Genomic DNA, 23,186 nt, shown 5'->3' on the forward strand with positions numbered 1-23,186 from the left:
CGCTTCCCCAAAATCCGCCTCGTCGCGGCCGCCGCGCTCCTTGCCTTCGCGCTCGCCGCCTTTCTCCCGGATGTGGCCTTCGCGGCCGAGCCGGGCTTCCGCGGCTGGTTCATCCACAACATGGCGCCGATCATGTTCGCGGCGCTGGTGGTGTTCCTGCTCATCGGCTACCCGGTGGCGTTCTCGCTGGCGGCCAACGGCCTCATCTTCGGCCTGGTCGGCATCTGGCTCGGCCTGTTCGAGCCGAAATTCCTCCAGGCGCTGCCCGAGCGCGTCTACGGCACCATGAACAACGAGGTCCTCCTCGCGGTGCCGTTCTTCACCTTCATGGGGCTCATCCTCGAGCGCTCCGGCATGGCGGAAGACCTGCTCGACACCATCGGGCAGGTGTTCGGCTCCATCCGCGGCGGGCTCGCCTATGCGGTGATCTTCGTCGGCGCGCTGCTGGCGGCGACAACGGGCGTGGTGGCCGCGTCGGTCATCTCCATGGGCCTCATCTCCCTGCCCATCATGCTGCGCTACGGCTACGACCGGCGCGTGGCGTCGGGCGTCATCGCCGCGTCGGGCACGCTGGCGCAGATCATCCCGCCCTCCCTCGTGCTCATCGTGATGGCCGACCAGCTGAACCGCTCGGTCGGCGACATGTATGAGGGCGCCTTCGTGCCGGGGCTGCTGCTCGCCGGGCTCTATGCGCTTTATATCTTCGTCGTCTCGTCCATCTTTCCCAGCGCCGCGCCCGGACTGCCGCTGGCGGCGCAGACCCTGCGTGATCCCAAGCAGAAGATGATGCCGGCCCGGATCCTCGGCGCCATCGCCGCCGCCGGGTTCGCCTGGCTGGTGGCCGCCGGCTCCCTGCCGCACCTGACGCAGGGGCTCCTGCCCGGCGCCGCGAACCAGGCGGCGTGGGGTATCGTCGCCTTCGCGCTCCTGTACTTCGTCATGTCGGGCACGGCGCGACTGCTGACGCCGTCGCTGTTCATCGCCCTGACGCTCGCCATCGCGCTCTCCATCGTGCTGATGACGGAATCGGGGGTGAAGTTCGGCGCCGACTACGTGGTGCTCACCATGTCGGCGACGGTCGGCATCGCCTTCGTCGTCGCCGTCATCAACCGGGTGTTCCGCCTCGGCCTGATGTCGCGCCTCGCCGAGCAGGTGGTGTTCGTGATGGTGCCGCCGCTGGCGCTCATCTTCCTCGTGCTCGGCACCATCTTCATCGGCGTGGCGACGCCGACCGAGGGCGGCGCCATGGGCTCGGTGGGCGCGCTCATCCTCGCCTTCGCCCGCGGCCGGCTGAAGTTCGACCTCATGCGGCAGGCGACCTATTCCACCGCCAAGCTGTCGGCGTTCGTGCTGTTCATCCTGCTCGGCGCGCGGGTGTTCTCGCTCACCTTCTACGGGGTGGACGGACACAAATGGGTGGAAGAGCTCCTGGTGTCGCTGCCCGGCGGCCAGGCGGGCTTCCTCATCGCGGTGAACGCGCTGGTCTTCCTCCTCGCCTTCTTCCTCGATTATTTCGAGCTCGCCTTCATCATCATCCCGCTGCTGGGGCCGGCGGCCGACAAGCTGGGCATCGACCTCATCTGGTTCGGCGTGATGCTGGCGGTGAACATGCAGACCTCGTTCATGCACCCGCCCTTCGGCTTCGCCCTGTTCTTCCTGCGCTCGGTGGCGGCGAAGGTGCCCTATATCGACCGGGTCACCGGCAAGCTCATGCAGCCGGTGACCACCGCCCAGATCTATTGGGGCGCGGTGCCGTTCGTCTGCATCCAGCTGGTCATGGTGGCCCTCGTCATCCTGTTCCCGGGGATGGTGACCCACTACAAGTCCGCCGGGGTGCAGCTGGACCAGACGCAGATCCAGCAGCAGTTCGATTCCCTCTCGCCGGGGGGCGACCTCGCGCCGCCGCCGCCGCTGGATTTCGGGCCGGCGAAATAGCAACCGCCACGTTGCCCTGCTAAGGGCGCATTCTGGAACGACATCCCAGGGGCCGCGCGCCCGGCATCGGTGCGTGGCCATGTGCTTGTGATTTGGCGTCGGGGGCGTCGGGCCCGCCCCGACCGTGTGGAGGTGAATGGAATGAACCCCAGGGCCGACTTCTGCCCCGGCTGCGGGGCGCAGGTCTATCCGGAGGAGGAGCATTGCCCCTTCTGCGGGCGCAAGCTCCATACGAATTTTCTCCTGCCCTTCATGATCGGCCTCGGCGGCACCACGGTGGCGCTCGCGGCGGGCGGGCTGGTGTGGTGGGTGATGTCGGCTGCGCCCTCCCCCTCGACGGCGGTCGCCCCCTCGTCCGAGGCGGTGGCCTCGGCGCCCACGCCGCAGGCGCCGGCAGCCCCCGCGGCCCCGACGACGGCTTCGATGCCGGCGACCCCGCAGCCCGCCGACGTGCAACCGGCCCCGACCCAGCCCGCGCCTGCCCAGCCCGCGCCTGCGGGCGCCTCCGTCCCCGGCGACGCGAAAGAGGCCGCGCTGCCGCTTCCCACGGTGCGCACCCCGGTCGGGGCGCCGCCCGCCGATGCCAGCGCGCGCAAGGCGTTCGCCAAGCTCAAGCAGGACAATTTCGTCCAGAACGGCCTCGACCTCTCCGTCACCGCCACGGGCGAGGAGGCCACCGTCCTCACCATCAAATTCACCTTCGACGCGAAGGCGGCCACCGAACTCATCCTGGCCGGCCCGCTGCCCAGGCAGTGCGAGCAGCGCGGCTTCCGCCAGCTCGTGTTCGCCGATCCCTCGGGCACGTCGTGGGTGTATGACGTGGCAACCCGGCAGCTGACGCAGCGATGACCGACACCCCCGGCGATGCCGGCGCCCCCACCCTGAAGCTGGTGCTGTTCGATTGCGACGGCACGCTGGTGGACAGCCAGCACATGATCGTCGCCGCCATGCGCGACGCCCACGCGGCGCACGGCGTGCCGCTGCCCGAGCGCGATCGCCTGCTGTCCGTGGTCGGCCTGTCCCTGCCCGAGGCCTTCGCCGTCCTGTCGCAGGGGGACCTGTCCTATCCGGTGGCGGCGATGGTGGACGCCTATCGCCTGGCCTTCAACCGCCTGCGCGAGGCCGAGCCGCCCGAGCCCATGTTCGCCGGCGCGCGCGAGGTGCTGGACGCCCTGCGCCGACGCGAGGATCTCGTGCTCGGCATGGTGACCGGGAAGGCGCGGCGCGGGGTCGACCGCATCCTCAAGGTGCACGCCATGGAAGGCTGGTTCTCCACCATCCAGACGGCGGACGACGCCCCCTCCAAGCCCCATCCCGCCATGGTGCTCCAGGCCATGGCCGAGATCGGCGCCCGCCCGGAGGAAACGGTGGTGGTGGGCGACACCACCTACGACATCTCCATGGCGCTGCAGGCGGGGGCCTCGGCATTGGCGGTGGCCTGGGGCTATCATGAGATTCCGGCGCTGGAGCGTGCCGGTGCCGACCTCGTCGTCCACCGGTTCGAGGAGGTGCCCGGCGCGGTCGCCGACCTGATGGCGCGCCGGCGCCGCGTCACCAGCTGATCGGAGGAGGGCGCATGCGCGACCTGTTGGAGGGCATCGAGGACAGCGTCCCCGGCGACGATCCCGTGGCGCGCGCCCGCGCGGCCCAGCGCACGCCCCTGCCGAAGCGTTTCTACACGGATGTGAGCGTCGGCGAGGGGGAGGGGGGCTTCACCATCCTCCTCGACGGGCGCCCGGTGCGCACGCCGGCGCGCCGGCTGCTGGCGGCCCCGACCCGCGCGCTGGCCGAGGCGATGGCGGCGGAATGGGCGGCCCAGGCGAGCGAGATCAACCCCTTCTTCATGCCTTTGACCCGCCTCGTGAACGTCGCTCTCGACCGGGTGGCGCCCGAGGCCGATGCGGTGCGCGACGAGGTGGTGCTCTATGCCGGCTCGGACATGCTGTTCTACCGCGCCGAAGGTCCGCAGAAGCTGGTGGAGCGGCAGGCTGCGCATTGGGATCGCGTCCTCGACTGGATGAACGAAGCTCACGACGCCCGCTTTTTCCTCGCCGAAGGCGTGCGGCACGTGGCCCAGCCCGAGGCGGCGCTGGCGCAGGTACGGGCCCTCGTGCCGCTTGCGCCGCTGGCCCTGGGGGCGGTGCATTCCATGACCACCCTGACCGGCTCGGCGCTGCTCGCCCTCGCCGTTGCCGAGGACAGGCTGACCGTGGACGAGGCCTGGGTCGCCGCCCATGTGGACGAGGACTGGAACCGCGAGCAGTGGGGCGAGGATGAGGCCGCCAGCGCCCGCCGCGCCGCCCGCCGCACCGAGATGGACGCGGCGGCGCGGCTGATCCGGCTGCTCGCCTGAACGCGGGGCGGGGAATGGATGCCGATACCCTTGCAGACCTGTTTTCCGCCTTCGGCCCGGTCCAGGCGCGGCGCATGTTCGGCGGCTGCGGGATCTATGCCGACGGGCTGATGTTCGCCATCGAGGTGGGCGGGACCATCCATCTGAAGGCGGACGGCCGCCTCGCGGAAGAGCTGGGCGCGCGGGGCTCGGCCCCCTTCAGCTATGTGGCGAAGGGGCAGGTGCGGACCATGGCCGGCTTCTGGTCGGTGCCGGAGGCGGCCCTCGACGATGCCGACGATCTCGCAGCCCTCGCCCGACGGGCGCTCGACGTGGCGCGGACGGCGGCGGCGGCGAAGAGCGTGAAAGCGGCGCGCGGGAGGACGTCAGCAGCGCCCGAAGCCGGCGGGGAGGGGGTGGCTTCAGCCCGCCCTGCGGGGCGGGGCCCTGCTGCGGGACGGCGTCCTGCGAAAGCATCCGCCCGCCCGCGGGCGGCGAAACCCCCGCGGGCCTGACGCCGGCCGTCCCGGCATGAGGTCGGGGGCTATGAGGACCGCCCGACGGGCATGCTCGGGCGGGAGCCCGGGCGTCCTCACGCTCCATCGAAACGGGAAAACGCACCAGATCCTTGAACTGAAGCGCCCGATCCGCGCGAACCGGAGGCCGGTTCGCTGGATAGGCGGCGGCTCAGCTCGCCTGGCTCAGCTCGCCTTGACGCGCACCGGGCGCAGCAGGAAGGCGGGCAAGTGGGACATGTCGGCCGGCTCGTTCGCCGGGGCGCGCTCGCGCCGTGCGGGGCGGGCATCGCCGATGTCCTCGCGTGCCGGCCTGCGGACCCGCTCGGGACGCGGCGCGCGCGCCTCGGCCTCGGGACGGTCACCCTCGCGGGGCTCCCGCTCGCGCCGGGGTTCACGTTCGCGCCGCGGCTCCCGCTCGGGCCGGGCCTCGCGTTCCGCCCTCGGCTCCCGCTCCGGACGTGCCTCACGCTCTGCCCTGGGCTCGCGCTCCGGCCGGGCCGCGCGCTCCGCCCTGGGCTCCCGTTCTGCCCTGGGCTCCCGCTCCGGCCTTGGTTCGCGCGGGGGCCTTGCCTCGCGCTCGGGCCGCCCTTCGGCACGACCGTCCTTCTCGACGCGGCGCTTGCCGCGCAGGCGCCCGTCATCCCGCCGTTCCCGGCGTTCGGTGGAGGCCGGGGCCTCGGCGATGGTGGGGCCGTGCCAGGGAATGGCGTTGCCGATGAGCTTCTCGATGGCCGAAAGCGACTTGGCGTCGAGGTGAGTGACCAGGGTATAGGCCGTTCCCGCCCGCCCGGCGCGGCCGGTGCGGCCGACACGGTGCACATAGTCTTCCGCATGATGTGGCACGTCATAGTTGAAGACGTGGCTCACCGCCGGAATGTCGAGCCCGCGCGCCGCCACGTCCGAGGCGACGAGCAGGGTGGCCTCGCCGACCCGGAACTGGTCGAGGGCCTTGATGCGGGCATGCTGGTCCATGTCGCCGTGCAGGGCGACGGCGTTGAAGCCGTGCTTCTGCAGCGAGCGGTGGAGCACCGCCACGTCGCGCTTGCGGTTGCAGAAGATGATGCCGTTCTGCAGCCCCTCGCAGTCGCGGATGAGGTTGCGCAGCGTGTCGCGCTTCTCGAAGTCCTCGCGGCCGGTGGCGACCAGCATCTGGCTCACCGTTGCGGCGGTCGATGCGGGCTTCGAGACCTCGACCCGCACCGGATTCGAGAGGAACTGCGAGACGAGGCGCTGGATCTCCGGCGGCATGGTGGCCGAGAAGAACAGCGTCTGCCGGGTGAACGGCACCAGCTTGCAGATGCGCTCGATATCCGGGATGAAGCCCATGTCCAGCATGCGGTCCGCCTCGTCGATGACGAGGATCTCGATGCCGGAGAGGAGCAGGCGACCACGCTCCACGTGGTCAAGCAGGCGGCCGGGGGTGGCTATGAGCACATCCACGCCACGCACCAGCTTGGTGTCCTGGTCGCCGAAGGAAACGCCGCCGATGAGGAGGGCGACGTTCAGCTTGTTGTTCTTGCCGTAGCGGACGAAATTTTCTTCCACCTGCGCGGCGAGTTCGCGGGTCGGCTCCAGAATGAGCGTCCGCGGCATGCGGGCCCGGGCCCGTCCCTGCTCCAGCAGTGTGAGCATGGGCAGGGTGAAGGCGGCCGTCTTGCCGGTACCGGTCTGGGCGAGGCCGAGCACATCGCGGCGCGCCAGAACGTGGGGGATGGCCTGGGCCTGGATCGGTGTGGGCTGTGTATAGCCAGTGTCGGCGACCGCCGCGAGAACCTTCTCGCTCAGGCCGAGTTCGGAAAATGACATTGCATCTTTTAGATGCGGCGGCGCGCCGCTGATCGAACGTCCCGTGCCGTGTACGGGGTCAGACGAGTGGTCGTCGGTCGGCGCGCTTGGATTCGACATATCTCGGACGACGCAAAGCAACATAGGAAAATTGTGCGCCGTGTCAATGTTTTCGCGCCGCTACGGCGCGGCAAGACGAAAATACCCCTACCGCGATGCCCGATCTGTGCAGATGCGCCGGCATGAGGCGCACAATTCATGCGCTTTTGGCAGATGTCGTCCCTCAGGCATGCTGCGAGATCATAGCCGCCGTCTTGACCCTCTCGTCGCGAACCACCAGTGGTGGAGCTGGCTCCCTCCGCCCCCGGATTCCATGCCCTTCCTCCCCATACTGGGCCTCGCCGCCTTCGCGAGCGCGTTTTCCCTGCGCGTCGTGGACCCGATGCTCAACATCCTCGCCGCGGACCTTCAGGTGTCGCTCCAGCAGGTGGCGCTGCTCGCCAGCGCCTTCACCCTGCCGTATGCGGCCATGCAGCTGTTCTTCGGCCCCATCGGGGACGCGGTGGGGAAGGTTCGGCTCATCCGCTTCAACCTGTCCATGCTGGCGGTGGGGCTGGCCTTGTCGGCGGTCGCGACGGGCGATGGGATGCTGCTCGTGGTGCGTGCCTTTTCCGGCGCCTTCGCCGGCGGCATCATCCCGGTGGTCCTCGCCGCGGTCGGCGACCGCGTGCCCTTCGAGAAGCGGGCGGAGGCGCTGAGCCGGGTGCTGCTTGCCCTGGTGCTTGGGCAGCTCGGGGGCTCGGCGCTTGCAGGGGTGATCGCCGAATATGCCGGCTGGCGCCCGGTGTTCTGGTGCGCCTTCGCCGTGGCCTTGGCCGCGGCGCTGGCCGCCATCTTCGGCCTCACCGAGGAGCGCACGGCGCAGCCCTTGTCCTTCCGCGCGTCTCTCGGCCGCTACGCCCTCGTGCTCGGCAATCCGCTCTCGAAGAAGATCTATGCCATCGTCGCGCTGGAGGGGGCCCTGATCTTCGGCGCCTTCCCGCTGACCGCCCCGCTCCTGGTGTCGCACGGCCTGGGCGACGCGAAGGAGGCCGGTCTTGCGCTGGGGACCTTCGCCGTCGGCGGGGCCTTCTACACCTTCGCGGTCTCGGCGCTGGTGCGCCGGCTGGGGCTCCACGGCATGGTGCGGGCCGGCGCGGCGGCGGGCGGGTTCCTGCTGATGGCCATCGCCACCGGCCCGAGCCTGTTCCTGCTGGTCCCGCTCTTCGGTCTCGCCGGCTTCGCCTTCTACATGATCCACAACGTCATGCAGATCCTCGCCACCGAACTCGCGCCGGAGGCGCGGGGATCGGGCATGGCGCTGTTCGCCTCGTCCTTCTTCCTGGGCCAGGGCCTGGGGGCGATCGTCCAGGCGCAGGTGGCGGGTCTCATCGGGCCGGCCACGACCTTCCTGATGGCGGGCATCGGCATGGTGCTGGTCTCCATTCCCGCCGGCATGCTGCCGCCGCGCACGGGGAAGGTGCAGCCGCCACCCCCGCTGTGAGGCTCATCCAGAGGTTCATGCCGGAGGCTCACGCCGAGGGCCGATGACGGTGACGCATCGGCCCCTGGCCAAGCCCCCGCGCGGCATCGGTCGAAGACCAAGGCCGATGGCATCAGATGTCCAGCAGGTCCTCGTCGGCGAAGGCCGCGCGCTCGGAGATGAAGGCGAAGCGCGCTTCCGGCTTGTTGCCCATCAGCCGCTCCACGAGGTCGGCGGTCCCGGCCCGCTCGGCGTCCTCGATGGCGACGCGCTGGAGCGTGCGCGTCTTGCGGTCCATGGTGGTTTCCTTGAGCTGCGCCGGCATCATCTCGCCGAGGCCCTTGAACCGGCCCACCTCCACCTTGCCCTTGCCGTTGAACTCCTTCTTGAGCAACTGCGCCTTGTGGGCGTCGTCCCGCGCATAGAGCGTCTTCGGCCCTTGCGTGATGCGGTAGAGCGGCGGCACGGCGAGGAAGAGGTGGCCGTCCTCGATCAGCTTCGGCATCTGGCGGAAGAAGAAGGTGACGAGGAGCGAGGCGATGTGCGCCCCGTCCACGTCGGCGTCGGTCATGATGATGACCTTCTCGTACCTCAGGTCCGCATCGCGGTAATGGGAGAGGGTGCCACAACCCAGCGCCTGGCCGAGGTCGGCGAGCTGCTGGTTTGCCGCCAGCTTGTCGCGGGTGGCGCTGGCCACGTTGAGGATCTTGCCGCGCAGGGGCAGCACCGCCTGGGTCTTGCGGTCGCGGGCCTGCTTGGCCGAGCCGCCGGCCGAGTCGCCCTCGACGATGAAGATCTCGGACCCCGCCGCCTCGGTGTTGGAGCAGTCGGCGAGCTTGCCGGGCAGGCGCAGCTTGCGCACCGCGGTCTTGCGGGAGATCTCCTTCTCCTGCTTGCGGCGCAGGCGTTCTTCCGCCCGGTCGATCACGTGCTCCAGCAGCCGGCTCGCCTGCACCGGGTTGGCGGCGAGCCAGTGGTCGAACGGGTCGCGCAGGCCCTGCTCGACGATGCGGGCGGCCTCCGCGGTGGCGAGGCGGTCCTTGGTCTGGCCCTGAAACTCGGGCTCGCGCACGAACACAGAAAGCATGGCGGCGCAGCCGGTGCTCACGTCGTCGCCGGTGATGACCGAGCCGCGCTTGCCCTGGCCGGAGCGGTCCGCATGGTCCTTCAGGCCCTTGAGCAGAACGGCGCGCAGGCCGTTCTCATGGGTGCCGCCGTCCGGAGTGGGGATGGTGTTGCAGTAGGAGGAGACGAAGCCGTCGGCATCCGCCACCCACGCCACCGCCCATTCCACCGAGCCGTGGCCCCCGGCTTCTGGATACGGCCGGCGAAGATGTCCGGATGCACCAGCGTCTGGCCTTCGAGGTCGGCGGCCAGGTAGTCCTTGAGGCCGCCGGGGAAGCGGAAGACCGTCTTCTCCGGCAGGTCGGTGCCCTTGAGCAGCTCGGGATCGCACGACCAGCGGATCTCCACCCCGCCGAACAGGTAGGCCTTGGAGCGGGCCATGCGGAACACCCGCGCCGGCTCGAACCGCGCCGCGGGGCCGAAGATCTCCGGGTCGGGATGGAAGCGCACGCGGGTGCCGCGCCGGTTGGTGATGCGGCCGACTTCCTTCAGCGGGCCCTGGGGCACGCCCTTGGAGAAGGACTGGCGGTAGAGGATCTGGTTGCGCGCCACCTCCACCTCGAGATCGTCGGAGAGCGCGTTCACTACCGAGACGCCGACGCCGTGCAGGCCGCCGGAGGTCTCGTAGACCTTGCTGTCGAACTTTCCGCCGGCGTGCAGCGTGGTCATGATGACCTCCAGCGCCGACTTGCCGGGAAACTTCGGGTGCTCCTCCACCGGGATGCCGCGCCCGTTGTCCGAGACGGTGAGGTAGCCGTCCGCGCCCACCTGCACCTCGATGAAGGTGGCGTGGCCGGCCACGGCCTCGTCCATGGAATTGTCGATCACCTCGGCGAAGAGGTGATGCAGGGCCTTGGCGTCGGTGCCGCCGATATACATGCCCGGCCGGCGCCGCACCGGCTCCAGCCCTTCGAGCACCTCGATGTGCGCGGCGGTGTAGTCGTTCGCCATGGCGGGCACGACGGGGGCCTTGCCGCGCGGGCTCTCCTTCGCGGCAGCCTTGGCGGCACCGCGCGGGCGGGCGGCGAACAGATCGTCGGAATTATCGCTGTCGGACATGGGGCTCGGAGGTCGGAGGTTCGGTCGCTCGATTAGCAGAAGGGCAGGGCGGGCGCGAATCGGGACGGCGCCTCGGCCCAGTTGCCCCCCAGTGTGACAGAGCCGGTGGCTCAGGGGAACAGAATGGCAACACGCATCCCAGCCATTCACAACTCTGTCTTTTCCCTGACGCGGGATTGGGTGTAAGCACCCTCGCCCCCTCTTCCGCCGTCGCGCGGGAGGCAGGGCGACCTCGGGAGAGCAAGATGTCTGACGCAAAGGCAAGGATCGCGGTATTGGGCGCCTCGGGCTACACCGGCTCCGAGCTGGTGCGCCTGCTGCTGCGCCATCCGCGCGTCGAGATCGTCGCGCTCACCGCGGACCGGAAGGCCGGCCAGACCATGGCCGAGGTGTTCCCCCAGTTCGCGCCCTTCCCCCTGCCCAAGCTGGTGACCATCGACGAGGTGGATTTTTCCGCTGTCGACCTGGTCTTCTGCGCGCTGCCCCATGCCACGACGCAGGTGGTGATCAAGAAGGTGTTCGAGGCGGCGCCGGGCGTGAAGGTGGTGGACCTCTCCGCCGACTTCCGGCTGAAGGATCCCGGCGCCTACGAGCAGTGGTACGGCCATCCCCACGCCGCGCTGGAGCTCCAGCAGGAGGCGGTGTTCGGCCTGGTGGAGATCTACCGGGACGAGATTCGCAAGGCGCGGCTGGTGGCCAATCCGGGCTGCCATTCCACCACCGCCATCCTGCCCCTGGTGCCGCTGCTCGAAGCCGGCGCGGTCGAGCCGGAGAGCATCGTGGTGGATTCCAAGACCGGCATGTCCGGCGCCGGCCGGGCCGCCAAGGAGGCCATGCTGTTCTCCGAGGTGTCGGAGGGCATCCATGCCTACGCCGTCTCCGGCCACCGCCACATGGGCGAGCTGGACCAGGAATTTTCCAAGGCCGCCGGCCGGCCGGTGACGCCCATGTTCGTGCCGGTGCTCGCACCCATGAACCGCGGCATCTACGCCATCATCTACCTGCGCACCACCGGCGCGCGGGCCGAGGACCTGCACGCGCTCCTCGCCGATTATTACAAGGGCGAGCCCTTCGTGCATGTGATGCCCTTCGGGCAGGTGCCCCAGTCGCGGCATGTGCGCGGCTCGAACATGGTGATGCTCGGCGTGGTGGCGGACCGCGTTCCCGGGCGGGCCATCGTCATCTCGACGCTGGACAACCTGGTGAAGGGCGCCTCCGGCCAGGCGGTGCAGAACATGAACCTGGTGCTGGGCTTCCCCGAGACGCTGGGGCTGGAGCAGATCGCGCTGATGCCGTGACCGGCCCGTCGGCGGCGCCTGCACAAGGGCCGCGGGGAGGGGGCCAGCTTCGTCGCCGCCATCGGCGGGAGACCACCTCGGCCTCCCGCCCGGCTGCCCATGGCCGGCGAATGGTAACCCTTTCCGTTGGGACACCGAAACTCAAGTCTAGTCGCCAGTCTTCATAGGACAGGGTAGCTTCCCCATCTCCTGTCCGGGCGCAGGCCCGATTCCATTTCCCAATCCCAATTCCAAGATCCGGATGCCCTGCCGATGAGCTTCATCATCTGCCTTGCCGCGCTCGTCTTCCTGATGCTCGTGGCGTATCGCGGCTTCAGCGTCATCCTGTTCGCGCCCGTGGCCGCCATCGGCGCGGTGCTGCTGACCGATCCGGCGGCGGTGCCCGTCGTCTTTTCCGGCCTGTTCATGGAAAAGATGGTGGGCTTCATCAAGCTCTACTTCCCGGTGTTCCTGCTGGGGGCGGTGTTCGGCAAGCTCATCGAGCTCTCCGGCTTCTCGCGCTCCATCGTCTCCTCCATCGTGAAGCTGCTCGGGCCGGGACGGGCCATCCTGTCCATCGTGCTGGTGGGGGCGCTGCTCACCTATGGCGGCGTGTCGCTGTTCGTGGTGGTGTTCGCGGTCTATCCGTTCGGCGCGGAGATGTTCCGCCAGGTGGGCATCCCCAAGCGGCTTTTGCCGGCGGTGGTGGCGCTCGGCGCCTTCTCCTTCACCATGGACACGCTGCCGGGCACGCCGCAGATCCAGAACATCATCCCCACCACCTTCTTCCACACCAACGCCTATGCGGCGCCGATCCTCGGCCTCGTGGGCACCGCCTTCATCCTGGCGGCGGGCCTGTCCTACCTGGAGTTCCGGCGACGGCAGGCGCAGAAGCACGGGGAAGGCTACGGCGAGGGCCATCTCAACGAGGTGGTGGTGGACCAGGACGTGCCGCTCGTCTCGCCGCTGCTCGCCTTGTTGCCCCTGGTGGTGGTGGGCATCGCCAACCTCGTCTTCGCCCGGCTCATTCCGGACTGGTTCGGAGCCACCGCCAGCGCCACCCTGGTGGAAGGCGCGGCAGCGGTGAGCGTGCCCACCAGCACCTGGGCCGCCATCTGGGCGGTGCAGGCGGCGCTGCTGCTCGGCATCCTGACGGTGGCGGTGTTCGGCTTCCGGGCCATCGCCGGCAAGTTCGCCCTCGGGTCCAAGGACGCGGTGGCGGGCGCCTTGCTCGCCGGCCTCAACACCGCGACGGAATACGGCTTCGGCGCGGTCATCGCGGCGCTGCCCGGTTTCCTGCTCATCAAGTCGGCGCTGGCCGCGATCCCCAACCCGCTCATCAACGAGGCGATCACGGTGACGACGCTGGCCGGCATCACCGGCTCGGCGTCGGGGGGCCTGTCCATCGCGCTGGCGGCCATGTCGGAGCAGTTCATCGCCCAGGCGCACGCCTACAACATTCCGCTGGAGGTGATGCATCGCGTGGCCGCCATGGCCTCCGGCGGCATGGACACGTTGCCGCACAACGGCGCCGTCATCACCCTCCTGGCGGTCACCGGCCTCTCCCATCGCCAGTCCTACGGGGACATTTTCGCCATTACCCTCATCAAGACGGCGGCGGTGTTCGTGGTGATCGGCTTCTACTGGCTCACCGGGTTGTATTGAGCACGCCACGCCCACCCGCTATGTTGCGCTGCAACACAAGCCGGGCGGGCGGGGGGCTGGAGGGCGATGGCTGAAGGGCGGGTGATCGCCGTCGCCAACATGAAGGGCGGCGTGGGCAAGACCACGACCGTGGTCATGCTGGCGGAAGGGTTCGCCGCGGCCGGCTGCAAGGTGGCCGTGCTGGACCTCGACGCCCAGGCCAACGCCTCCTATTGCTTCGCCCCCGACGAGGAGCTGAAGCTCATCCTTGAGCAGCGCCGGTCGGTCACCTCCTTCCTCGCCGACCGCCTGCTCTACGGCGACCGGAAGCCGGTCACCGACTATCTCACCCACGGCATCTCCCACGTGATGAAGGCCGGCGAGGAACTGGCCATCGACATGGTGGTGGCCAGCCCGCGCCTGCGGCTGCTGGAACGGGAGATCGTGCTGCGCCTCGCCGAGCGCAATTACGGCCTGCGCTCGCTGGAGGGGCAGTCGCTGCGGGTGCTCGAGGAGGCGCTCGGGCTCCTCAGGGCGCGCTACGACTTCATCCTGTTCGATTGCGCGCCCGGCATCTCCGCCTTTACCGAGGTGGCCATCCGCCTGTCCGACATGGTGATCGTGCCCACCATCCCCGATTATCTCTCCACCCTCGGCTTTGATGCCTTCCGGGCCTCGGTGTGGGAGAATGCGCACGTCACGCGGTCCGCGCTGCCGCAGCCGAAGCGGCGGCCCGTGGTGCTGGCGAGCCGGGTGAACGCCCACAAGATCCAGCATCGCGACACCCTCTTCAGCCTGCGGGCGGAGGCGGACGAGCCGGATGCGCTGTTCGAGATGTTCGACCTGGAGGTGGACAACCAGGCGGCCATCGAGCGGGCCATGGACCCGGAGAACTTTCCCTACGCGCCCTCTTTCGAGCAGAAATGGAACCGGGCGGTGAATCAGGTGCGCGACCTCGTGGATGAAACGCGGAGACGGCTCGATGAGTGACGGGACCGACTTCTTTCGCCTGCTCGGCGCCATCGGCGGCCAGGCGGCCCTGTTTCCCGCCGCCGGCAACGCGGCGCGCAAGGCGGTGAACGAGATCGTGCGGACGCAGCTCGTCGCCGAGGACACCGGGCTGGAGGCGGTGCGAAACATCCGCGCGCTGCTCGGCGCCGCGGCCTTCGCCGAGGCGCTCGACGGGGTGCCGGCGCCGAAGGCGAAAGTCCTGCTCGGTCGTGTCGATCCGCACGGGCCCGCTTTCGCCCAGCCGGCGGATCGCATCAGGGCCCTGCTCGGGCTGGCCGATGGCAGCCGCGGGCCGTCCGCGCCGCCGGAGAAGCCAGCCCGGAAAGCCGCATCGAAGAAGGCCCCCGCCGCCGCGAAGGAGCCGGCGGCCGAGGCGCCGGCCCGGCCCAAGCGCAGGATCACCGGCCGGTCGGCGCTGCGGGTGTCGGAAGAGCGCTGAAGGGGCCCCGGCCTTCCCCGCCGGATGCGTGGGCCTGCATGCTTGGACCTGCATGCTTGGGCCTGCATGCTTGGGCCTGCATGTTTGGGCCTGCGGCGGCCCGGTCGGATCAGCCGGCGGGCTTGGCCGGCGCATCCGGCCCTAGCGCGAGGACCTCGGCCAGGGCGACAAAGGCGGGCAGCAGCAGGCACCACATGCCCACCGCGAAGTACAGCAGCGCGGCGGCGGTGCAGCCGGCGAAGAAAGCCCCGAGGTTGGCGCTCAGGCGGGCGAGGCGGGCGCGGATGGCGGCCACGTTCGCATCCGCCGCCGGCCGCCACAGGTTGGACATGTCCACCAGCACCTGCGTGAAGGTCCCGGTCATCATGGTGGACGGCGGCGTATCGGTGAGGTGGGTGCGGTGGAGCGCGTTCTGAAGCGCCATGGCGGCCACCAGCGTCATGCCCATCATGATGGCGGAGGGGGCGTCCGGGTTGGGAAACGGTCCCGACTGAATCGCCACCAGGGCCGCGTGGGCCAGAAGCACCAGCTTCACCGCCATCAGGACGCGGAAGTCATCCATCCCGCGCGCGATCATCGCCCGGCTCAGCTGGCGCGCCGCGATGACGACCAGCGCGAACACCGGCATGGCGATGATCTTGGCCAGGGCCGGCATCTGTCCATGCGCCAGGGACGCGGCGAAGGTCACGATGTTGCCCGTCACATGCGCCGCGAACAGCCCACCGAGGGCGACGAAGCCGGCCGTGTCCACAAAGCCGGCATTAAAGCAGAGCAGAATCCCCAGCAGCCCCTTCACAGCTCAAACTCTCCCTGCACAACGACGCCGGCCGCCCGGCGCGCGAGATTTGAATGCGGTTTGGTCTGCGCTGGGCTTCAGCCCACCTCGGCCACGTCGCGCAGCCGCAGGGACACCCGCGTCTCGCCCTGCCAGGTGTCGAGGTCGAGGCTGCCGGCCACGTGCATCACGCGGCCGCGTCCCGCCAGGAGGGCGCGGCCGAGGGGCTCCTCGGCGCAACGGAAGGCCACGGCCTTCAGGGTGGTGCCGTCGCCGGAGGTGATGCGGGCGCGCACATGGCCGGCGCCGAACGTCTCGGCATAGCTGATGCGGTGATTGGGGAAGGCGAAGACCGGCTCGGGATTGCCCGCCCCGAACGGCCCGGCGCGGGCGATGGTCTCCACCAGCGCCGGCGTCGCGCCGCGCGCGGTCAAGGCCCCGTCGATGGAGAGCGCGCCCTCGGCCCGGGCGCGCGTCACGTCGGCGGCGAGCCGCGCCTCGAGCATCGCCCTGAGGTCCCCCAGCCGCGCCCGCTCCACCGTGAGCCCCGCCGCCATGGCGTGGCCGCCGCCCTTCACCAGCAGTCCGTCCTCGACGGCGGCCCGCACCGCCCGGCCGATATCGACGCCGGGGATGGAGCGGCCGGAGCCGGTCCCGGTCTCGCCGTTGAAGGCGATGGCGAAGGCCGGGCGCTGGAAGCGCTCCTTGAGCCGGGCGGCCACCAGCCCGACCACGCCGGGGTGCCAGCCCTCGCCGCTCACCACCACCACGGCGCCCTCGTCCAAGACGCCGAGGGCGGCCTGGGCCTCCGCCTCGGCGGCGGCGAGGATGGCGCGCTCCACCTCCTGCCGCTCGGTGTTCAGCCGGTCGAGCTCGGCGGCCATGCGGCGTGCCTCGGCGGGATCGTCGGTGAGCAGCAGCTTCGCCCCCAGCGTCGCCTCGCCGATGCGCCCGCCCGCATTGATGCGCGGGCCGATGAGGAAGCCGAGATGGAAGGGGCGCGGGGGCCGTCGAGGCGGGCCGCATCCATCAGGGCGGTGAGGCCGATGCGGGTGCGCCGGCGCATGGCCAGGAGCCCCTTGGCCACGAAGGCCCGGTTGAGGCCGCGCAGGGGCACCACGTCGGCGACCGTGGCGAGGGCCACGATGTCGAGGGCGTCGAGCAGGTCCGGGGCCGGGCGCCCCGCGTTGAAGTGGCCGCGCTGGCGCAGGGCCCGCACGAGGCCCACGGCGGTGACGAAGGCGAGGCCCGCCGCGCACAGGTGGCCGAGGCCGGAGAGGTCGTCCTCCCGGTTCGGGTTCACGATGACCGCGCCCTCGGGCAGGCGCTCGCCCGCCTGGTGGTGGTCGATCACCACAACGTCCATGCCGAGCCGGCGGGCGGCGGCGATGGGCTCCATGGAGGTGGTGCCGCAATCCACCGTCACCAGCAGGGTCACGCCCCGCGCCGCCAATTGCTCGATGGCCGGCACGTTGGGGCCGTAGCCCTCGAAGATGCGGTCGGGAATGTGGAACAGCGGGTCGAGGCCGCCGGCCCGCAGCACGCCCACCATGAGGGCGGTGGCACAGGCGCCGTCCACGTCATAATCGCCGAACACCGCCACCTGCTCGCCGGTGACCACGGCATGGGCCAGCCGCTCCACCGCGGCGCCCATGTCGGTCAGGGTGTCGGGGTCGGGCAGGAGGGTGCGGATGGAGGGGTCGAGGTAGCGTTCCACCTCGTCGAGGGGCACGTCGCGGCCGGCCAGCACGCGGGCCAGCAGCTCACTGATGCCGGCGCGCTGGGCCATGGCCATCGCGGTCTGGGCGCCGCGCACGTCGAGCCGCTCGCGCCAGATGCGGCCGGTGGCCGAGCGGGCGACGTCGAGGAAGAGGCGATTCGGCAAGGCGATGTTCACGCGGGCATGAAGCCAGACCCCGGCGCCCGCGTCGAGCGGCAGGCCGTCATACCCCCTGTGCGAGGACGAGCACCCCGATCGCCGCTCCCGCCGCCGCCACCGTCGCGGCGCCGAGGCGCACGGTAAATCCGGCCGGCCCGGCCGCAGCCGCGAAGCCGACCCGGCCGAGGGCGTTCATGCCGAGGGCGATGAGGATGGAGACCGCCGCCGCCTCCAGCGTGAGGGCGTTGCCGGCAAGGCGGGCGGCATTCAGCGAGGGCACGTCCACGTCGACGATGCCGGCCACCGCGCTCACGAGATAGAGGCTGCCCGGCCCCACCGACTTCAGCAGGAAGCCGCTCGCCAGGGAGACCAGGGCGAACATCCCGGCGAAGGCGGTCAGCGGGGCGAGGTCGAACGGATTGCCCAGGACCTGCTCCCCGCCGGTGCTCCTGGGGTCGCGCACCATGAGCACCCCGGCGAGGGCGAAGGTCGCCGCCGCCGCGAGGGCGGGCGGGGCGAGGGTCGCCAGCAGCGCGGGCGCCACCACCGTGCAGATGGCCAGCACCCGCAGCAGCGAGACCATGGCCGCCAGCGCCGCCCCGCCGGCGAGCAGCACCGCCGGCTCGCCGGCGGCGGCGCGCCGGGCGAAGGCGATGGTGACGGCGGTGGACGAGACGAGGGCGCCGCCGAGGGCGCTGAACAGGATGCCCTTCTCCGGCCCCGCCACCTTCACCGCCACATAGCCGGCAAACGAGATGGTGGCGGTGAGCACCATGAACAGCCAGATCTGGCGGGGGTTGAGGCTGTCGAACGGATCAAGGGTGCGATCGGGCAGCAGCGGCAGCACGATCATCGTCATCGCCAGCAGCACCAGGGCCGAGCGCAACTCCACCCAGGTGAGGCGGGAGACGAGGCCATGCAGCACCTCGCGCGCAGCGAGCAGGCCGGCGGCGGCGATGGCTGCCGCGCCCGCCGCCGAGGGATCGCCCACCACGGCAAGCGCGCCGAGGGCGAAGACCAGCAGCGCCGCGATGATGGAGGTGATGCCGTAGTCCTTGTCCGCCACCATCTCCCGGTACTTGAAGGCGGAGAACACGGCGGCGAAGGCGAGCCCGGCGGCCGCGAGCAGGGCCGGGCTCTGCATCGCCGAGGCCAGCGCCGCGGAGACGCCGCCGAGCAGGCCGCAGAGGGTGAAGGTGCGCACGCCGGCGGTGCGGCTGCCCGGCGGTTCGGTCCGCTCACGCCAGCCGCGCTCGACCCCCACCACGAGGCCGATGGCGAGGGCGACGGCCAGCCGGTAGATGAGGTGGTCCATCACGGCCTCCCGATGGCCCGTGTTTTAGCAGAAAGCAGCCGCGCAGGCGCGTGCCGTCCCCCAACCGAAGGTGCGCAGGCGCGTCGCCGCCGGGGGGACCCCGGCGATGCGGAGCTCCGGCCGCGACTCAATCCTCCAGGCGGAACTTGCGGAAGTCGCGGTGCTCGGTGGCGATGCGGCGCACGGTGCCGGTGGCGGCGCGCAGCACGATGGTGTCGGTCTCGATCACCTCGCGGCCGAAGCGCACGCCCTTCAGCAGCGCGCCGTCGGTGACGCCGGTGGCCGCCACCAGGCAGTCGCCGCGCACCATTTCCTCCAGCGCGTAGATCTTGGAGAAATCGCGGATGCCGAGGGTTTTGGCCTGCTCGCGCTTCTTCTCGGTGTCGAGCACGAGGCGGCCCTGCATCTGGCCGCCGATGCAGCGCAGCGCCGCTGCGGCGAGCACCCCTTCCGCCGCCCCGCCGAGGCCGAGATAGATGTCGACCCCGCTCTCTTGCGGATTGGTGGTGTGGATGATGCCGGCCACGTCGCCGTCTGTGATGAGCTTCACCGCCGCCCCGGTCTTGCGCACCGCCTCGATGAGCGGGGCATGGCGCGGCCGGTCGAGGATGAGGGCGGTGATGTCGGACGGCGGCACGCCCTTCGCCTCGGCCAGGGCGCGGACATTGTCCTGCGGGCTCTGGGAGAGGGAGACGATGCCGTCCGGGTAGCCGGGGCCGATGGCGAGCTTTTCCATGTAGGCCACCGGCACCTTCAGCAGCGAGCCGCGCTCGGCCAGGGCGATGACGGTAATGGAGCCTTCCATGTTCTTGGCGCAGAGGGTGGAGCCTTCGAGCGCATCCACGGCGAGGTCCACCTCCATGCCGCCCCGGCCGAGGGTCTCGCCGGCGAACAGCAGGTCGCACTCGCCCTCCACCCCCTCGCCGATGACGATGGTGCCCGAGAGCGGGATGTCGTTCACCTCGCGATGGCAGGTGCGCATGGCGGCAAGGTCCGCGGCTTCCTCATCGCCGCGCCCGCGCAGGCGCGCCGCCGCCACCGCGCACCGCTCCGACACCTGCGCCAGGTCGAGGGCGAGGCGGCGGTCGAGCACCTGGGGCATCCGGGCAACGCTCATGCGTCAATCCTTCTCGATGCGAATCACCTGCGGCAGGGAGGCGACGACCCCATCCGCCTCGATGGCGGCGATGGCCCGTCTGACGGCCTCCTCGGTCGTAGCATAGGTGATGAGGATCACGTGTGCGGTGTCGGCCGCGCTCGTCGTGCCGCCGGGGCGGCGCTGGACGATGGATTCCAGGGAGATCTGCTCGTCGGCCATGCGGCGGGCGATGGTGGCCGCGGTGCCCGGCTTGTTCACCACGGCGAGGCGGATGTAGTAGCCGCCCTCGTGGCGCTGCATGGGCGCGCGCTCGGCCTTCTGCAGGCGGTCCACCGGCAGGCCGAAGGCGAAGCCCTGCGCGCCGCGTGCCACGTCGAACAGGTCGGCCACCACCGCCGAGGCGGTGGCGTCGCCGCCGGCGCCGGGCCCCACCAGGGTCAGCGCCACCGCGTCGCCGTCCACCGCCACCGCGTTGGTGACGCCGGACACCTGGGCGATGGGCCAGTGCTTCGGCACCATGGTGGGGTGCACCCGCTGCTCGATGCCGGTGTCGGTCTTCACCGCCACGCCGAGCAGCTTCACCCGGTAGCCGAGATCGTCCGCCGCATCGAGATCGGCCAGGGTGAGTTGGCGGATGCCTTCCACATAGATGGAGTCCGCGTCCACCTGGGTGCCGAAGGCGAGCGAGGTGAGGATGGCGAGCTTGTGGGCGGTGTCGAAGCCGTCGATGTCGAAGGTCGGGTCCGCCTCCGCATAGCCGAGGCGCTGGGCCTCGGTGAGGCAGACGTGGAAGGAGAGCTTCTCCTCCGCCATGCGGGTGAGGATGTAGTTGCAGGTGCCGTTGAGGATGCCGGACACGCGCTCGATGGCGTTGCCGGCGAGGGCCTCGCGCAGGGTCTTCACGATGGGGATGCCGCCCGCCACCGCCGCCTCGAAATGGAGCCCCGCACCGGCGGCTTCCGCACGCCGGGCGAGATCGAGGCCGCATTTGGCGAGCAGCGCCTTGTTGGCGGTCACCACCGGGATGCCGCGGTCGAGCGCGGCGGCGACCGCCGCCTTCGCCGGGTCGCCGTCGCCGCCCATCAGCTCCACGAACACGTCGATGTCGCCGGTTCCGGCCAGCGCGACCGGATCCTCGTACCAGGTGACGCCATCGAGGTTCAGCCCGCGATCCCGGGTGCGATCCCGCGCCGCCACGGCCGTCGCCTTCACGGTGCGGCCGGTACGCGCCTCAAGCTCGGCGGCGCGGCGTTCGAGCATGCGGAAGACGGCGGCCCCGACGGTGCCGAGGCCGGCGAGGCCCACTTTCAGTTCGCTCATGGATCGGACCGGTTCTTTCCCTGTGGCGGGTGCCGTGCGTCTGGCGCGTTCTCGCGCGAAGGACAGTGGTTCGCGTGGAGATAACGCGCCAAAGCAAGTGACTGGACCATCCCGATGCGCGCCGGGCAGCGGCGCGCATCGGGACAACGCCCCACCTTCTACCGCGCGGCGCTCAGCGGCACCACATTGTGCAGCGTCGTGCCCGCCTGCTCGAAGAAGCGGCGGACGTTGCGCGCCGCCTGGCGGATGCGCTGCTCGTTCTCCACCACCGCGATGCGCACATAGTCGTCGCCATGCTCGCCGAAGCCGACGCCCGGCGACACCGCCACCTCCGCCTTCTCGATGAGCAGCTTGGCGAATTCCACCGAGCCCATGGCCCGGAAGGGCTCAGGAATGGGGGACCAGGCGAACATGGTGGCGCGGGGCACGGGGATGTTCCAGCCGGCGCGGCCGAAGCTCTCCACCAGCGCATCGCGGCGCTTCTTGTAGGTCTCGCGCATCTCGGCGATGCACTCCTGCGGGCCGTTCAACGCCGCGGTGGCCGCCACCTGGATGGGGGTGTAGGCGCCATAGTCCAGATAGGACTTCACCCGCGACAAAGCGGCGATGAGGCGCTCGTTGCCCACCGCGAAGCCCATGCGCCAGCCGGCCATGGAATAGGTCTTGGACATGGAGGTGAACTCCACCGTCACGTCCATGGCGCCCGGCACCTCCAGCACGGAGGGGGGCGGGTTGCCGTCGAAATAGAGCTCGGCATAGGCGAGGTCGCTGAGAACGATGAGGTCGTTCTTCTTCGCGAAGGCCACCACATCCTTGTAGAATTCGAGATCCGCCACGCAGGCCGTGGGGTTCGAGGGATAGCACAGCACCACCGCGATGGGCTTGGGGATGGAGTGCTGCACCGCCCGTTCCATGGCGTGGAAGAATTCCGGCCCCGGCTCGGCGGGCACCGAGCGGATGACGCCGCCGGCCATGAGGAAGCCGAAGGCGTGGATGGGATAGGAGGGGTTGGGGGTGAGGATCACGTCGCCGGGGGCGGTGATGGCCTGCGCCATGTTGGCGAAGCCTTCCTTGGAGCCCAGCGTGGCAACCACCTGCCGGTCGGGGTCGAGCTTCACGCCGAATCGCCGCTCGTAATAGGCCGCCTGCGCCTTGCGCAGGCCGGGGATGCCCTTGGAGGCGGAATAGCGGTCGGTCCGCGGCTTGCCGATGGTTTCCTTCAGCTTCTCGGTGACATGCGCCGGCGCGTCGAGGTCCGGATTGCCCATGCCGAGGTCGACGATGTCCACCCCGGCATTGCGGGCGGCGGCCTTCACGCGGTTCACCTGTTCGAACACGTAGGGCGGCAGCCGGCGAATGCGGTGGAAATCGGTGGTCATCTTCGGGCTCCAGGGGGCACTCATAGACCGCGCATCTCGTGTCTCCCGGCGCGGCAGGCGGGCTTTTTAGCACTGATCGGTGAATGAAAAAGCCATGATTGCGATGGGAGTGCGGCGCCGCGCCCCCGGCGCCGCGAATTTCGCGGTGCGGCATGCCCGCCGCGCCGCCCGGTCACTGGACCGGCGGCAGGGGCCTGGCCTGTTGGCGCGCGGCGCGCTCGAGGTCCTTCTGCAGCTTCTGCTGGCCTTCCGGGGTGAGGGGCGCGGCGCGGTCCGACGGCGGGGCGCCCACGGGCGGAAACTGATCCGGCGCAACTTCTGGCACCTGGGGATTGGGTGGCGCGAGCGCCGCCAGCGGGTCGGAGCCGGCGCACGCCGACAGGCCGGCCAGCACGGCCAGCGCCAACACGGCGCGCCACCGCCGCGACCGCGCCGCAGCAGGAAAGGGCGTGCCGCGCACGCGACCGCCCGGATGAGGGGGAACGGTGCTCATGGGCCTCCAGTTGTTCCCGATGACGTGTCGCCGCAGCCCGCGCTGACCGGGGCGTGACACCCGGGAATGCATCTTGCGCGTGTTCCTCGGGCGGGTAAGGCTCGATCCTGTCATGGTCGCGGATTAATATGGCCGAAGCGCGCCAGACGATACAAGATGGGCCCAAGGCCCCAAGATGTCTCACGAGAGGGAATGGCGGATGTCCGTTGCCGAGGAAACGTCAAACAAGACGGCGAACGAGTCAGTCCCCGGCCTTGTGGCGGGCGCGCCGGCCGAGCC

General features: G+C 70.4%; 17 protein-coding genes and 2 pseudogenes. 10 read left to right on the forward strand and 9 right to left on the reverse strand.

From position 1 onward, the window contains the following. Nucleotides 1–120 precede the first annotated feature (120 nt). The 5 genes from EZH22_RS18045 (at nt 121) to EZH22_RS18065 (ending at nt 4,782) form a co-directional block, all read left to right on the forward strand. The gene (locus EZH22_RS18045) at nt 121–1,935 is read left to right on the forward strand and encodes a TRAP transporter large permease (protein WP_203196614.1); all 1,815 of its coding nucleotides are present in this window, start codon (nt 121–123) and stop codon (nt 1,933–1,935) included. Nucleotides 1,936–2,076: 141 nt separating this feature from the next. Next, nucleotides 2,077–2,784: a zinc ribbon domain-containing protein gene (locus EZH22_RS18050; RefSeq protein WP_203191885.1), complete on the forward strand. Its 708-nt coding sequence runs from the start codon at nt 2,077–2,079 to the stop codon at nt 2,782–2,784. After that, nucleotides 2,781–3,497, forward strand: a complete 717-nt coding sequence (locus EZH22_RS18055) for an HAD-IA family hydrolase (protein ID WP_231711030.1) — start codon at nt 2,781–2,783, stop codon at nt 3,495–3,497. The genes EZH22_RS18050 and EZH22_RS18055 overlap by 4 nt, the downstream gene beginning before the upstream one ends. A gap of 14 nt (nt 3,498–3,511) precedes the next feature. Then, nucleotides 3,512–4,288 carry an ATP12 family chaperone protein gene (locus tag EZH22_RS18060; RefSeq protein WP_203191886.1) on the forward strand — a complete coding sequence of 259 codons (777 nt, stop codon included), beginning with the start codon at nt 3,512–3,514 and terminating at the stop codon, nt 4,286–4,288. 14 nt (nt 4,289–4,302) lie between these two features. Then, nucleotides 4,303–4,782 carry a TfoX/Sxy family protein gene (locus EZH22_RS18065; protein WP_203191887.1) on the forward strand — a complete coding sequence of 160 codons (480 nt, stop codon included), beginning with the start codon at nt 4,303–4,305 and terminating at the stop codon, nt 4,780–4,782. A gap of 186 nt (nt 4,783–4,968) precedes the next feature. On the opposite strand, the gene EZH22_RS18070 is transcribed toward EZH22_RS18065, so the two are convergent. Then, nucleotides 4,969–6,591, reverse strand: coding sequence for a DEAD/DEAH box helicase (locus tag EZH22_RS18070; RefSeq protein ID WP_203191888.1), 1,623 nt, complete (start codon nt 6,589–6,591; stop codon nt 4,969–4,971). A gap of 352 nt (nt 6,592–6,943) precedes the next feature. Here EZH22_RS18070 and EZH22_RS18075 point away from each other — a divergent pair, with 352 nt between their 5' ends. Next, nucleotides 6,944–8,113, forward strand: a complete 1,170-nt coding sequence (locus EZH22_RS18075; RefSeq protein WP_231711031.1) for an MFS transporter — start codon at nt 6,944–6,946, stop codon at nt 8,111–8,113. A 112-nt stretch (nt 8,114–8,225) separates the two neighbouring features. Here the strand turns inward: EZH22_RS18075 and parE are convergent. Then, a pseudogene (gene parE / locus EZH22_RS18080) lies at nt 8,226–10,276 on the reverse strand (DNA topoisomerase IV subunit B). A gap of 245 nt (nt 10,277–10,521) precedes the next feature. Here parE and argC point away from each other — a divergent pair. The 4 genes from argC (at nt 10,522) to EZH22_RS18100 (ending at nt 14,647) form a co-directional block, all read left to right on the forward strand. Next, on the forward strand, nt 10,522–11,574 hold the full coding sequence (gene argC / locus EZH22_RS18085) for an N-acetyl-gamma-glutamyl-phosphate reductase (RefSeq protein ID WP_203191890.1): 1,053 nt from the start codon (nt 10,522–10,524) through the stop codon (nt 11,572–11,574). A 252-nt stretch (nt 11,575–11,826) separates the two neighbouring features. Then, nucleotides 11,827–13,218: a GntP family permease gene (locus EZH22_RS18090; protein WP_203191891.1), complete on the forward strand. Its 1,392-nt coding sequence runs from the start codon at nt 11,827–11,829 to the stop codon at nt 13,216–13,218. A gap of 66 nt (nt 13,219–13,284) precedes the next feature. Further along, a complete protein-coding gene (locus EZH22_RS18095) occupies nt 13,285–14,187 on the forward strand; it encodes a ParA family protein (RefSeq protein ID WP_203191892.1) in 903 nt (300 codons plus the stop codon). After that, nucleotides 14,180–14,647, forward strand: a complete 468-nt coding sequence (locus tag EZH22_RS18100) for a hypothetical protein (RefSeq protein WP_203191893.1) — start codon at nt 14,180–14,182, stop codon at nt 14,645–14,647. The genes EZH22_RS18095 and EZH22_RS18100 overlap by 8 nt, the downstream gene beginning before the upstream one ends. A 109-nt stretch (nt 14,648–14,756) precedes the next feature. Here EZH22_RS18100 and EZH22_RS18105 read toward each other — a convergent pair whose 3' ends face one another. The 7 genes and pseudogenes from EZH22_RS18105 to EZH22_RS18135 form a co-directional block, all read right to left on the reverse strand. Then, the gene (locus EZH22_RS18105; protein ID WP_203191894.1) at nt 14,757–15,443 is read right to left on the reverse strand and encodes a YoaK family protein; all 687 of its coding nucleotides are present in this window, start codon (nt 15,441–15,443) and stop codon (nt 14,757–14,759) included. Between the two features lie 77 nt (nt 15,444–15,520). After that, nucleotides 15,521–17,319: pseudogene (gene recJ, locus EZH22_RS18110) on the reverse strand (single-stranded-DNA-specific exonuclease RecJ). A gap of 46 nt (nt 17,320–17,365) precedes the next feature. Continuing rightward, on the reverse strand, nt 17,366–18,616 hold the full coding sequence (locus tag EZH22_RS18115; RefSeq protein WP_203191895.1) for an MgtC/SapB family protein: 1,251 nt from the start codon (nt 18,614–18,616) through the stop codon (nt 17,366–17,368). A gap of 127 nt (nt 18,617–18,743) precedes the next feature. Continuing rightward, complete coding sequence (gene glpX, locus EZH22_RS18120; RefSeq protein ID WP_203191896.1) at nt 18,744–19,733, reverse strand: class II fructose-bisphosphatase; 990 nt, start codon at nt 19,731–19,733, stop codon at nt 18,744–18,746. A 3-nt stretch (nt 19,734–19,736) separates the two neighbouring features. Beyond that, nucleotides 19,737–21,035 (reverse strand): homoserine dehydrogenase, encoded by a 1,299-nt coding sequence (locus EZH22_RS18125; RefSeq protein WP_203191897.1) that lies wholly within the window; start codon nt 21,033–21,035, stop codon nt 19,737–19,739. Between the two features lie 158 nt (nt 21,036–21,193). Then, nucleotides 21,194–22,414, reverse strand: a complete 1,221-nt coding sequence (locus EZH22_RS18130; protein WP_203191898.1) for an LL-diaminopimelate aminotransferase — start codon at nt 22,412–22,414, stop codon at nt 21,194–21,196. A 172-nt stretch (nt 22,415–22,586) separates the two neighbouring features. After that, entirely contained in the window at nt 22,587–22,907 is a 321-nt protein-coding gene (locus EZH22_RS18135) for a hypothetical protein (protein WP_203191899.1), read from the reverse strand. Between the last annotated feature and the right edge of the window lie 279 nt (nt 22,908–23,186).

This window comes from Xanthobacter dioxanivorans (assembly GCF_016807805.1).
Lineage (GTDB): Bacteria > Pseudomonadota > Alphaproteobacteria > Rhizobiales > Xanthobacteraceae > Xanthobacter > Xanthobacter dioxanivorans.